Source organism: Blautia sp. 1033sp1_1033st1_G9_1033SCRN_220408, assembly GCF_040929965.1.
Taxonomy (GTDB): domain Bacteria; phylum Bacillota; class Clostridia; order Lachnospirales; family Lachnospiraceae; genus Blautia_A; species Blautia_A ammoniilytica.
Genome location: NZ_JBFKZO010000009.1, coordinates 15,792 through 28,295 on the forward strand (window position 1 = coordinate 15,792; position 12,504 = coordinate 28,295).

The 12,504-nt window shown below is 43.6% G+C and carries 10 protein-coding genes; 4 read left to right on the forward strand and 6 right to left on the reverse strand.

Going from position 1 to position 12,504, the window contains the following annotated elements; translation table 11 throughout:
• Window positions 1-8: 8 nt before the first annotated feature.
• Complete coding sequence (locus AB5916_RS08490) at window positions 9-602, reverse strand: LysE family transporter (RefSeq protein WP_368190303.1); 594 nt, start codon at window positions 600-602, stop codon at window positions 9-11.
• 186 nt (window positions 603-788) lie between these two features.
• Between AB5916_RS08490 and AB5916_RS08495 the strand changes: the two genes are divergently transcribed.
• Together AB5916_RS08495 and AB5916_RS08500 are read left to right on the forward strand one after the other, a co-directional pair.
• Complete coding sequence (locus AB5916_RS08495) at window positions 789-1,889, forward strand: glycerol dehydrogenase (RefSeq protein WP_368190304.1); 1,101 nt, start codon at window positions 789-791, stop codon at window positions 1,887-1,889.
• A 626-nt stretch (window positions 1,890-2,515) separates the two neighbouring features.
• On the forward strand, window positions 2,516-4,642 hold the full coding sequence (locus tag AB5916_RS08500) for a sodium-translocating pyrophosphatase (protein ID WP_173729056.1): 2,127 nt from the start codon (window positions 2,516-2,518) through the stop codon (window positions 4,640-4,642).
• On the opposite strand, the gene AB5916_RS08505 is transcribed toward AB5916_RS08500, so the two are convergent.
• Window positions 4,639-4,842 carry a hypothetical protein gene (locus AB5916_RS08505; protein WP_368190306.1) on the reverse strand — a complete coding sequence of 68 codons (204 nt, stop codon included), beginning with the start codon at window positions 4,840-4,842 and terminating at the stop codon, window positions 4,639-4,641. The genes AB5916_RS08500 and AB5916_RS08505 overlap by 4 nt on opposite strands.
• Window positions 4,843-5,496: 654 nt before the next feature.
• On the opposite strand from AB5916_RS08505, the gene rsmH reads away from it, so the two are divergent.
• On the forward strand, window positions 5,497-6,549 hold the full coding sequence (gene rsmH / locus AB5916_RS08510; RefSeq protein ID WP_368190308.1) for a 16S rRNA (cytosine(1402)-N(4))-methyltransferase RsmH: 1,053 nt from the start codon (window positions 5,497-5,499) through the stop codon (window positions 6,547-6,549).
• 223 nt (window positions 6,550-6,772) lie between these two features.
• Complete coding sequence (locus AB5916_RS08515) at window positions 6,773-7,561, forward strand: hypothetical protein (protein ID WP_368190310.1); 789 nt, start codon at window positions 6,773-6,775, stop codon at window positions 7,559-7,561.
• 384 nt (window positions 7,562-7,945) lie between these two features.
• On the opposite strand, the gene AB5916_RS08520 is transcribed toward AB5916_RS08515, so the two are convergent.
• The 4 genes from AB5916_RS08520 to AB5916_RS08535 are packed head-to-tail and all read right to left on the reverse strand — an operon-like array spanning window position 7,946 to window position 12,416.
• A complete protein-coding gene (locus AB5916_RS08520) occupies window positions 7,946-9,535 on the reverse strand; it encodes an ABC transporter substrate-binding protein (protein ID WP_368190311.1) in 1,590 nt (529 codons plus the stop codon).
• A complete protein-coding gene (locus tag AB5916_RS08525; RefSeq protein WP_158421953.1) occupies window positions 9,532-10,407 on the reverse strand; it encodes a carbohydrate ABC transporter permease in 876 nt (291 codons plus the stop codon). Before AB5916_RS08525 ends, AB5916_RS08520 begins: the two co-directional genes overlap by 4 nt.
• A gap of 2 nt (window positions 10,408-10,409) precedes the next feature.
• The gene (locus tag AB5916_RS08530) at window positions 10,410-11,300 is read right to left on the reverse strand and encodes a carbohydrate ABC transporter permease (RefSeq protein WP_158421954.1); all 891 of its coding nucleotides are present in this window, start codon (window positions 11,298-11,300) and stop codon (window positions 10,410-10,412) included.
• A gap of 12 nt (window positions 11,301-11,312) precedes the next feature.
• Window positions 11,313-12,416, reverse strand: a complete 1,104-nt coding sequence (locus tag AB5916_RS08535; RefSeq protein WP_368190314.1) for an ABC transporter ATP-binding protein — start codon at window positions 12,414-12,416, stop codon at window positions 11,313-11,315.
• Between the last annotated feature and the right edge of the window lie 88 nt (window positions 12,417-12,504).

Consider the following 12,504-nt stretch of genomic DNA (forward strand, 5'->3'; position numbering starts at 1 on the left):
CGAATGACTCAGAAAAGACCGGTGATCCGCAGGGAACACCATACCAGCAGCAGAGCCATAATGTTGTTCATAAGTTTATAATGGCTGCTGTAGAAGTGCTTCAGAATGTTTCCTGCAAAAGCCCAGATCAGGTTTCCGAGGGCACCAAGGAACATCAGATATAAAGCAAAAAGAAACAGCATAAAAACACCGGATTCGTAGGGCAGGATATATGCGGAGAACATAGTCAGCCCATAGATAATGATCTTTATATTAATAAGCTGCAGAAAAAAGCCCATCAGCCATGTGGGCTTTTTTTCGTGGCTGCTTTGCGTCGGCGGCTGTCTTTTGAAGGTCTGCCAGGCAAGGTAAAGCACGTAAGCAGCTCCAAGATATTTCATTACAGGTTGAATCCCAGGAACAATGCTAGACAGAGCAGTACAAAATATTCCGGAAAGACACATTAATGTAAGGGAACCGGTCCAAATGCCGGTCATAAAAGGCAGATTTTTGGAAAAACCATATTTACTGGCAGTGGACAAAAGCAGAATGTTATTGGGACCTGGTGACCATACGGTCAGGATGGCAGAAAGGGTCATTTCAATAAAAATGGATAATGGCATGAAAAAACCTCCTTTTGGAATAATAGTAAAATGATAACACAAATAATGGAATTAATCAAAAATCATATTGCAAAAATTGGTTATAATCAATATAATGAAAGCGGATTCTGAAACAAGAAGGAATCCTGACGCAAAAGCCAGAAGCGGAGTCTGACTTCTAAGCACAAAGAAAAGGAGAATGGGAAAATGGCAAAAATTTTAATTAGCCCTTCAAAATATGTACAGGGCGCAGGCGAAATGAAAAAACTTGGCACCTATGCTGCAAATTGCGGAAAAAAGGCACTGGTTCTGATCAGTGCAGGCGGTTATAAAAGGATTGGAAAGCTGGTAGAAGACAGCTTTGCAAACAACAGCTGTGAAGTGGTTTTTGACTATTTTAACGGAGAATGCTGCAATAGCGAGATTGATCGTCTTGTGCAGGTTGTTAAAAATAATAATTGTGACCTTACCATCGGTATTGGCGGAGGAAAGATCTTTGATACAGCAAAAGCAGTGGCATATTATGCCGGAACTCCTGTATTTATCTGTCCTACTATCGCATCTACAGATGCACCATGCAGTGCTTTATCTGTAATTTATACAGCAGAAGGTGTATTTGAGAAGTACCTGTTCCTTCCGGCGAATCCTAATATGGTTCTGATGGACACAGATATTATTGCAAAATCACCGGTTCGTCTTACAGTAGCCGGTATGGGAGATGCACTTGCAACATATTTTGAGGCAAGGGCATGCAAAAGAAGCGGGGCAACTTCCTGTGCAGGCGGGAAAACAACAGAGGCAGCCATGGCACTGGCAGAGCTTTGTTTTAATACCTTGATGGAAGAAGGCGTAAAGGCAAAACTTGCACTGGAGACGGGTGTATGCACTCCTGCAGTTGAGAAGGTGATTGAAGCGAATACACTTCTTTCAGGGATTGGTTTTGAAAGCGCAGGACTTGCGGGTGCTCACGCTATTCACAATGGATTCACAGTACTGGAAGAGTGCCATCATATGTATCATGGTGAAAAGGTTGCGTTTGGTACTCTCACCCAGCTGGTACTGGAGAATATCCCACAGGAAGAACTGGAGGATATTATTTTGTGGTGTATTGAAGTAGGTCTTCCTGTAACTCTGGCAGAGCTTGGTGCGGATCAGGTGACCGACGAGCAGCTGATGGAGGTTGCCAAAACTGCATGTGCAGAAACAGATACTCTTCATAATATGCCTTTTCAGGTTACACCTGAAACAGTATTTGCTGCGATCAAGGCAGCAGATGCTTATGGCAGATATTATCTGGGGGAAGAGTAATTTTATTAAAAAATGTATAATGATGTATAAAAATACAGCCTTGTCAAAAACAGGGCTGTATTTTTATTTACGCGAGCAACGAGCCAAAGTCCGTGCTTGCACGAGACCTTGGCGACTGCCGCGATAACTTGAGAAACTCGCGGAGCGTGTTTCTCATAGTTGGAACAGTGCGTGGTGGAAGCTGTTTGATGCAGAAGGCAATCTTACTTGTCAGGGTTTCTTTTGAAGGATTTTTAGAAAAGTTTTGTGAGAAAATGATTAATAATTAAAATAGATGACTGTGAAAAATATAACAAAATCGGATCGAGAATATTATGCTGAACTGTGCGAAAACACAAAATATAAAGTTCATGCAAAAAACTATACAGGTAAAAATATACAAGTAAAATAAAAAACTACCTTGCATAATAGGGAAAAATATGATATCCTTATGCTAAATTGGGAAAGAAGTTGAACCTGTTGGATATGACAGTGCTTTTCAGGGGTGTTTGGCATATGGATCCGGCAGGGAGAAGGTATTTTAAAGGGTGCATATATGGTACAGGGAATACGTTTCCTAAGGCTGAGATAGGTGACGCATGACAGCAGTATCATTTGCAAAATATTATATAATGGGGGTGGAACTAATGAATAGTTCACTTATCTGGTACGCAGTATTGGTTGTAGTAGTTGCTGCGTTCGTCTTTGTATTCTTCAATTACGTGAAGGTTAAGAAGCTTGAAGAAGGAACAGACGAGATGGTAGAGATGGCCGGGATCATCCGCAGTGGAGCCGGTACATTTCTGAAAGCGGAGTTTAAGGTGATCGCCATTATCGGGATTATTATTGCTCTGGTATTTAGTTTATTTGTAGAAGCAACAAGTGGTATTACTTTTCTTATGGGTGGTCTGATGAGCAGTCTTGTCTGCATCATTGGTATGAAGAGTGCCACTTATGCAAATGTGCGTACTGCAAATAAAGCACGCGAGTCACTTTCCATCGGTGAGACCGTAAAGGTTGCACTTTGTGGTGGAAGTGTGAGTGGTATCGCAGTTCAGGCTTTTGGTATGTTCGGCCTTCTCCTGGTGCTGATCATCTGGGGGATTGATGCAGATGCTACCGGTCATGGACTTATTGCGAACATGAACTGTAATCCTTCTATTATGAGAGTTACAACATATTCTCTGGGATGCTCCATTGTTGCCATGTTTAACAGGGTTGCAGGCGGTAACTATACCAAGGCTGCAGATATTTCTTCTGATATCCTTGCTAAGATCCGTCATGACATGCCTGAAGATGACAGCCGTGTACCCAACGTAATCGCAGACTTTATTGGTGACAATGTTAATGATATTGCAGGTAACTGCTCTGACCTTCTGGAGAGTTTTGTAGCTACTATCGCTGCCTCCATTATGATTGCTGTCACTCTGTTTGTAAATGATATTGTAACCATTCCGGAAGAAACATTCACACGGATGATTCTTTTCCCAGTGATCCTTGCAGGAGTGGGGCTGATCGGATGCCTGATCGGACTTACCTATGCCTCTGTTCGTAAGATGGGTAATGATCCATCAAGAGAGCTGAATCTTGCTACATGGATTTCTGCGGGACTTACGGTTATTCTCAGCCTGATTGCATCTTATGTATTATTTGGAAATGTTGAACTGTATTCTGAAATGAAAGCCGGATGGGCTTCTCCGTGGATCTCCAGTATCCTGGGCATCATCAGTGGTATTGCCATTGGAAGTATTACAGAATACTATACAAGTGACAAATACAAACCAACCCAGGAACTTGCCAAGATGGCTACAGAGGGCGAGGCATTTGTTATCACCAAAGGTGATGCGATTGGTTCCCGTTCTGCACTGTTCCCAATCCTGATTATTGGTGTTGCATTGTTTGTCTCAGGTAAGATCAGCGGTACATATGGTATTGCTATTTCTGCACTTGGTATGCTTTCTTTCGTAGGTGCTACTGTTTCTATTGATGCATTTGGTCCTATCGCAGATAATGCAGGCGGGCTGGCAGAGTCCTGCCACCTGGAGCATAAGGTCAGGGTGATTACAGATAAGCTTGATTCTGTAGGTAATACTACAGCAGCTATCGGTAAAGGTTTCGCTATCGGTTCTGCTGCATTTGCAACTGTTTCCCTGATCGTTGCCTATGTTGGTAATTATACTGCAAATGGGGAGGAGCCGGTTCTGAATATCGCTTCCTTTATCGTTGTTGCAGGTGGATTGATCGGTGGTGCACTGATCGAGTATTTCTCAGCTATGCTTACTGACAATACCATCGAATCTGCTAAGCTGATGGCAGATGAGGGTGACAAGATGCTGTCTATTCCTGGCGTTTTGGAAGGCAAAGTAAAACCGGATTACAACAAGCTGATCAGTATGGCTGCTAACCAGGCTTTGAAGAAAATGGTAGTGCCATCTATTATGGCTCTTTGCATTCCTGTGATCGGTGGATTTGTTTTCGGTGTACAGTTTGTTGGCGGTATTCTGGTAGGTGCAACTATCGTTGCTATTCCAAGAGCACTGTTTATGGGTAATTCCGGTGGTGCATTTGATAATGCTAAGAAGTATATTGAGAGTGAAGCTCTGCCGGGCCACGGCAAAGGTTCTGCAGCGCATAAGGCAGCTGTTACTGGTGATACAGTTGGTGATACAAGAAAGGACGTTGTAGGTGTTGCTCTGGATATCTTTATTAAGAGTATGTCTACAGTAGCCAATACACTTGCCTCCCTGTTTTCAACCATTACTTTGATCCGCTAAAAGAAAAGAATAGGTGCAGGGGTATCCCTGAAGAAGAGGCCTTCATCCGTCTGGGTGGAGGCCTTTTTGAGGGTGGGGAAATACAGGAAAATAATAATTGACAAATTGAGTATGTTGCTGTTGCAGGTTGCAGAAAAGATATGTTTATATATCAGGGCTTCGTTTTCGGATTTCTCCCGTGCGCTTATTATCTCTGTCATTTGCCAAACTCACGCCTTCGGCGTTCAGACACGGCAAATAACAGAGAAGCTAGCCCGATCGAAATCTGCGAAAGCCTCGCATGATATATAACCAAGATCTTTTCTGCCCTGCAACGAACGATACTCTTTTGTCAGTTGTTGTTTTCCTACTCTTTTTTGGAGACCAATCTCTATAAGCGAAATAAATTGACATTATTTGCAGGTTAGCTTACAATTCATAGTGAATTAGTGGATGAAAATCATGTTTTTTAGAAGAAAAGTAATTTGAGATATGGAATCCCAATCAATTAGGCAGGTGGACGTTGTAGAAAAGCCTAAAAATTTCAAAATCTATAGCGGTAAATACATCAAGAAGCCGCATAAGGAAATTAATGATCAGTGAGTAAAAATAAGGTGGTAAACGATGATTACAGGTGCAATTAAAAACAAGGTGGATAAGATTTGGACAGATATTTGGGCGGGAGGTATTACCAATCCATTGACTGTTATTGAATAGTTGACATACCTGATGTTTATCCGTTCTTTGGTGATGAAGACAATTAAGGATGTAAAAGATAATGCGGTAAGCATAGCAGGGTAAAACTTGAAAAAGAGAATTTTAAAAAGTATGCTGAATAATAAGTTGTGATGCCGCATAGAAAGGAGCATGAAAAAATGACACAGGAATCACAGACACCGCATAAGAGGCGGGTTCGATATAAAGGAAAATACCCAAGGAAATTTGAGGAGAAATATAAGGAGCTGCAGCCGGAAAAATATCAGGATACGGTTCAGCATGTGATCCAGAAAGGAAATACACCGGCAGGGATGCATATTTCTATTATGGTAAATGAGATTCTGGACTTTTTGCAGATCCAGCCCGGGCAGACTGGCTTTGATGCTACATTGGGATATGGAGGTCATACCAAGGCTATGCTTAAGTGCCTGAATGGACAAGGCCATATTTATGCTACAGATGTAGATCATGAAGAGGCTGCAAAAACAAAAAAGAGACTGGAAGAGCAGGGATTTGGAGAAGATCTGCTTACGATACGTTTGCAGAATTTCTGTACGATTGATCAGATTGCAAAGGAAGCAGGCGGTTTTGATTTTATTCTGGCTGACCTGGGTGTGTCTTCCATGCAGATCGATAATCCGAAAAGAGGTTTTTCTTTTAAAACAGATGGTCCGCTGGATCTGCGCCTGAACCAGGAAGCGGGGATCAGTGCAGCACAGCGACTGGATACAATTACAAAAGAAGAACTGGCTGGTATGCTTGAAGAAAATGCAGATGAACCATATTGTGAGGAAATCGCAAAGGCTATTACGGATGAGGTGAGAAAGGGAAATCATATAGATACTACTTTTAAGCTTCGACAGGTAATCGAGAAAACCTTGTCTTTTATTCCTGAGAAGGACAGAAAGGAAACAGTGAAGAAAACCTGTCAGAGGACGTTTCAGGCTTTAAGGATCGATGTTAATAATGAATTTGAAGTTTTATATGAGTTTATGGAAAAGCTTCCCGGTGCGTTAAAGCCAGGCGGAAGGGCTGCGATCCTTACATTCCATTCTGGAGAGGATAAGCTGGTGAAGAGGGCTTTGAAGGAGGGATACAAGGCTGGGATTTATGAGGATTATTCCAGGGATGTGGTGCGTCCATCTGCAAAAGAGTGTGCCGGGAATCCAAGAGCACATTCTACTAAAATGCGCTGGACGGTGAAGCGGTAGTTTTGGCTTTGCCAAGAAAAAATCAGCCTGAGAAGATATCAGCCTGAGAAGAAATAAGTCAGGAAAGTAATGGGCCCTGTATGGAAGAAATGATTGTTGATTTTCCTGGATTATAGGGTATAATAGACACAGGGTCTTTTTGAAAAGACACAGTAACTGCCGGGAAGTAAGACAGTTACAAGACACCAACATATCCGTGTAAAACGGGCCAAAGGAGGATATTATGAAGAGACGTATTGCTGTACTGTTAGCACTTTCATTAACAGCTGCACTGCCGTGTACAGTTATGGCTGAGGACACAGCTGAGGAGGCAACAGAAGCACAGGAAACTGATGCAGAAGCACAGGATGAGGCTGCAGAGGAGAAGTCTGAAGGCGTAATGACTTATCAGGAGTACATGGATGCTGACCTGGATTCAGAGGTTACTGTAGAGACTTATGTTCAGGCAAAGCAGAGCTGGTGGGAAGATAAGGCAACCGTTTATACACAGGACAAAGACGGTGCTTACTTTGTTTACAATATGGCCTGCTCTGAAGAAGATTATGATAAGCTGGTTCCTGGAACAAAGATCAAGGTTACAGGATATAAGGCTGAGTGGTCAGGAGAAGTGGAGATCACAGATGCGACCTTTGAGATCGAGGATGGAGAATATGTGGCAGAAGCTCTTGATGTTACAGATCTTCTTGGAAAAGATGAGCTGATCGACCATCAGAATGAGTATGTATCTTTTAAAGGCATGACAGTAGAGGCTTCTCAGCTTGATGGTGAGGATGTAGCTTTCCTTTACAACTATGATGGATCCGGAAGCCAGGGTGATGACCTGTATTTTAATGTTTCTTACAATGGAGAGACATATACATTTACTGTCGAGTCTTATCTTTGCGACAAGGATTCTGATGTATACAAGGCAGTTGAGGGTCTGAAGATCGGTGACAAGATCGATATGGAAGGCTTCCTGTACTGGTATGAGGGTGTGAATCCACACATCATCTCTGTTACACCTGCAGAATAATTGAGGCGGATGATCTCGCTTATCAGGTGATAGCAGAAGGATAAAAAGATATATCAGCTGGGAGATGACTCCCACCTCTATAGGTGGTGAGCAACAAGCTGGTATCAGTGATGGGAGTCAATCCCCCAGCTGATATAGCCTCCGGCAGGATTGCAGAGGTGCGCAGGAGAAGTATGTCATGCAATTGCATGACGCGCACCTCGCAGCAAGAATGCCGAGGCATTCTTGAATTGTAAAAAGAATCTAACAAACAAGAATTAAGATAATAATAAGAATAGAAATCCCGCAGCTGTGGCAGTTATGTCAGGCTGCGGGATTTTAGTCATTCAGAAAAGGTGCAGGCAGGCTGTTAACGCTGCCTGGTATATGAAATCCCTGTAGGGATTACTTGCTTTTGCAAAAATGGCGGAGCAGCAGATATATAAGAATCAGGATCCAGGCGGCTGCCAGGGAACCAAGAAGCAGCATGGCGGTGCCTGGCAGTGGTCCCAGATCTTTTTTACCTCCGGAAGCGCTATCTGCCTGGTCCAGATGATACAGGGAAGAAACGTCACTGTACAGCTTCTTTATGAAATCATCATTGACTTCCTGCTTCCTGCGGACAGATTTGGTAACAGTTTCGATCAGCTGTCCTGCAGCATCTCTAAGAGAAGCAGAGCCGTTAAATACCGGGGTGATAAAGGTGTTAGCCATGTTGTCAAGAAGCAGCCTGGAGGCCTGGATCTTAATTTTATAGTGGGCGTTATTATCCTCACCAGCTCGGGACAGATAATCCTGGTATTGGTCACTGTTCTGGGCTTTGGATGTAACCGGAACATAACCTTCTGTTTCAGAATAGGCAGTTTGCACATCATTGGTCAGAAGATATTGGGTGAACAGCCAGGAAGCCAGTACCTCCTGGGGATCTTTTTTGTTAAAGATACATATCGAAGGCCCCTGGGAGATCATGGAAGGATGATCAGGGTCAAACTGTGGAATGGTCATTACTTCTGTGTCAAAGTCTACCAGTGCACTGTCGCTGATATCACACAATGGAGCATTGGTACCCATCCAGGTAGAGCCTGCAGTGGAATCCACAGCAAAAATACACTGGCCTGCATTCAGGAAATTGGCTGGGTAGCTGGAAATCTTAAATGTGGAGAAAGCACCTGTTTTGGCATGGGCTGCTATAGTATTTAACAGTTCTTTGGTTGTGTCGTTAAACAGATCGATCTCACCATCAGAAGTGGAATATCCTGCCCCTTTTTGCTTCAGCATCTGGATCATCATATTATCCGTAGACTTGTATATGAAAGGAATCATCACATCCTGTCCGTTGATCAGAAACTTTCCGTCTGAATCCTTTTTCATAGCTGCTTCGGACACTTCCCATACAAAATCCCAGGTCAGAGTTTCGGGAAGAGTATAGCCAAGGGCTTCCACATAGGTCTTATTTACATAGCAGGCTTCTGTGGAGCGCATAAAAGGCAGTGCATAATAATGGCCGTCAAAAGAGCATTCATCCAGGAATTTTGGGATGATCTCATCACTGGATGGAGAATCAAAGGCCAGTTCGCTGCCGCCCAGGCCGTAATTTTGATCTGCGATCAGGTCATCCAGAGGGACTACTGTACCTTGTCCGGTGAGATAAGTGGCAATATGGTCAGGGTAAGTGATACATACATCCGGGGTAGTGTCTGTGGCAATATTGGTGATCACATCATTGTAGATTTTGCCGTAATCTGTATACAGACGGATGTTTACAGTAATATTGGGATACAGCTCCTGAAAATCAGAGATGGCTTTTTTATAAATATCGGTCTGGGTTTTGTTGGTATCATTTTTGGCCCAGAACGTGATCTCATAATCCTTGGAGGTATCAAAGGCTTCCGGTACAGAGAAGGAAGTTTGTTCTTTGGAGCCGTGGCAGCCTGCAAAAAGAAGCAGACAGGCTGTCAGTGTAAGAAGAAGCAGGGGCTTTGTATGTAATTTCATCCTTTGATTCCTCCTTTCGATACACCGGACATGATCTTTTTGCGGAATACAAGGAATAAAAGGATCAAGGGCAGGGAAATGACCACAACCGCCGCCATCATGGCTGGAATATTTTCGCGGCCAAAGCCGTTTTCGCGGATTTCCTGGATCCCGTTGGAAACAAGATAGTAATCCGGATTATCTGTGATCAGTCTGGGCCATACATAGGAATTCCAACACTCGATCACTTTCAGTACCCCAATGGTAACCATAGTAGGCTTGCAGATGGGGATCATGACTTTGCAAAGATATTTCAGATCTGATGTACCATCCACCTTGGCTGCTCTGTACAGCTCGTCCGGAACCTGCTGGAAATTTTCTTTCAGCAGATAAATATAGAATACCGATGTGATAGAGGGCAGGATCAGTCCGGCAAAGGTATTACGCATATCCAGGTTTGTGATCGTAACAAAGTTGGTGATGATCACAAGTTCATTGGGAATCATCATCAGGGAAAGAAACAGGGTGAACATCAGGTTTTTGCCTGGAAAGGACAGTCTGGCAAAAGCAAAGGCCGCCAATGTGATCACGATCATCATGATCCCTGTGGTTACAATTGTGAAAAACAGGGTGTTTCCCAGATACCGTGCCAGTGGAACTGAGGTAAATGCATCTTTATAGTTCTGAAGGGTAGGCGACAGAGTAAAGAAAGCGGGAATATGTTCACTGTTATAGGAATTATAATTTTTTACTGAAGTTAGAAGCATCCAGTAAAATGGAAAAAGTACGATCAGTCCCCAGATGCTAAGCAGTGTATACAGGCATATCTGGCTGAATCTACGTCTGCGCCTGGCAGAAGCTTTGATTTTTATGTAGTCAATCTGATTTTTCATGGTTATATCCTCTTTTTGCTGGAACTTACAAGCAGGTTGATGCAGGTGATGGTGAGCACGATCACAAAAAGGATGATGGCTGCGGCTGAAGCATAGGATGGATAACCGCCTCCATTGCCGTATAGCATGTCATAAACATATCCTACAATGGTATTCATACCTGCTGCGTTCAGATCCGTACCAAACAAGGCAACTGCATCGCTATAGGCCTTAAAAGCACCGATAAATCCGGTGATTACCAGATAAAACACCGTAGGTGAGATCATGGGAAGGGTGATCCTTATAAAAGTACGGAATCTGGAAGTGCCGTCTACCCGAGCTGCATTATAGTAGTTTTTGTCTACAGAAGCCAGGGCGCCTGTCAGGATCAGGACCTTAAAAGGCATAACAACCCAGATGGTGTAAAAGCATAGCACAAACATTTTTGCCCAATAAGGGCCGTCAATGAAATCCACAGGCCCTTTGCCGAACCAGGCCAGCATCAGGTTGATCAGGCCGTCTGTGTAGGCTGTTTTTTTGAAAAGGATCATAAATACAAGTCCCACTGCCAGAGTGTTGGTCACATAAGGCAGGAAATAAACGGTTTGGAACAGGTTTTTCAGTGCCTTGATACTGCTTACTGCCATGGAGATCAGCAGTGACAAAAGCGTGGACAAAGGTACAGTGATGATCACAAGGATAAAGGTGTTTTTCACTGCCTGCAAAAAATAGGTGTCGTGAAGCACGTAGGAATAATTATATAAGCCTGTGCCATAATAGGTCTGGGAGGCAGAGTTATAACCCTCTTCAAAGGAGTAAATAAATACATCGATGAGAGGATATACCATAAAAACGCCAAGGAATAATATGGCAGGCAGAAGGTACAGCCAACCTTTATAATTTCTTTTTTTCATAGCTGCCTCCTGTCATGCCAGATCTGCAGGGATCCGCGCGTCGGTCGCCCGGTCAAACAGAAAGACCTTGCCTGGTTTTAATGCAAAATGAACCACAGAAGAAGAAAGATCCACCTTGTTTTCTGCACTGATAATGGATCGGATGGCCTGATTTTCACAGGCCGGATGTGTGGATACCACACTGATATCTCTGCCCATCACTTCTATTCCCGAAAGCTGGCAGGAGAGAGGTCCATCCTCCCTGAGGGTAAATCCTTCCGGCCGGATCCCTATATATAGCTCCTGATCCGGCAGGTTCTTTGCAGAAAGGATTTTCTGATCATTCAGATAAATGCCTCCGTCTTTGCTGAAGCCCTTAAATACATTGATCTGAGGAGTTCCGAGAAATCTGGCAACAAAAAGATTGCAGGGGTCATCGTATACCTGCTGAGGCTTGCCGGTCTGCTGCACAAGGCCATCTTTCATTACTACGATACAGTCAGAAATGCTCATGGCTTCTTCCTGATCATGGGTAACGAAAACAGTGGTGATCTTTGTAGCCTTCTGGATCTTGCGGATCTCTTCTCTTGTCTGGAGACGGAGACGGGCATCAAGGTTGGAAAGGGGCTCATCTAGAAGAAGGACATGAGGCATTTTTACAAGTGCCCGGGCAATGGCAACCCTTTGCTGCTGCCCACCGGACAGCTCTCCTGGCTTACGGTCCATCAATTCCTGGATCTGTACCAGACGTGCAGCTTCCTGGGCACGATTTAACATTTCCTGCTTGGACAGCTTGTTTTTTCCTTTCAGATTCTGAAGGGGAAAGAGAATATTCTGCAGTACGGTAAGATGTGGGTAAAGGGCATAGTTCTGAAAGACCATGCCTACACCACGGTTTTCAGGAGGCAGGCTGGTCACATCCTGATCTCCGAAAAAAATCTGTCCTTCTGTAGGTGTTTCCAGTCCGCAGATCATATTCAGGGTAGTGCTTTTGCCGCAGCCGGAAGGTCCTAAAAGTCCGATCAGCTGTCCGTCCGGAATCTCAAAGCTGAAATGATCCACAGCAGTAACCGGAGTATGGACGCGGCGTGATCTGGAAGGAAAGGTTTTGGTGATGTTTTTTAAGATAATTTTCATATGGGAACTCTCCTGTAGAAAAATGTGGGTAACTGTCCGGAAAATATAGTAAATGTACAGAACAGTTATAAATATGAAAAGAAAGGGA

Excerpts from the sequence above, each read along its gene's own strand:
- AB5916_RS08490 (WP_368190303.1), bottom strand. The coding sequence starts at position 602 with ATGCCATTATCCATTTTTATTGAAATGACCCTTTCTGCCATCCTGACC.
- AB5916_RS08495 (WP_368190304.1), top strand. The coding sequence starts at position 789 with ATGGCAAAAATTTTAATTAGCCCTTCAAAATATGTACAGGGCGCAGGC.
- AB5916_RS08500 (WP_173729056.1), top strand. The coding sequence starts at position 2,516 with ATGAATAGTTCACTTATCTGGTACGCAGTATTGGTTGTAGTAGTTGCT.
- AB5916_RS08505 (WP_368190306.1), bottom strand. The coding sequence starts at position 4,842 with ATGACAGAGATAATAAGCGCACGGGAGAAATCCGAAAACGAAGCCCTG.
- rsmH (WP_368190308.1), top strand. The coding sequence starts at position 5,497 with ATGACACAGGAATCACAGACACCGCATAAGAGGCGGGTTCGATATAAA.
- AB5916_RS08515 (WP_368190310.1), top strand. The coding sequence starts at position 6,773 with ATGAAGAGACGTATTGCTGTACTGTTAGCACTTTCATTAACAGCTGCA.
- AB5916_RS08520 (WP_368190311.1), bottom strand. The coding sequence starts at position 9,535 with ATGAAATTACATACAAAGCCCCTGCTTCTTCTTACACTGACAGCCTGT.
- AB5916_RS08525 (WP_158421953.1), bottom strand. The coding sequence starts at position 10,407 with ATGAAAAATCAGATTGACTACATAAAAATCAAAGCTTCTGCCAGGCGC.
- AB5916_RS08530 (WP_158421954.1), bottom strand. The coding sequence starts at position 11,300 with ATGAAAAAAAGAAATTATAAAGGTTGGCTGTACCTTCTGCCTGCCATA.
- AB5916_RS08535 (WP_368190314.1), bottom strand. The coding sequence starts at position 12,416 with ATGAAAATTATCTTAAAAAACATCACCAAAACCTTTCCTTCCAGATCA.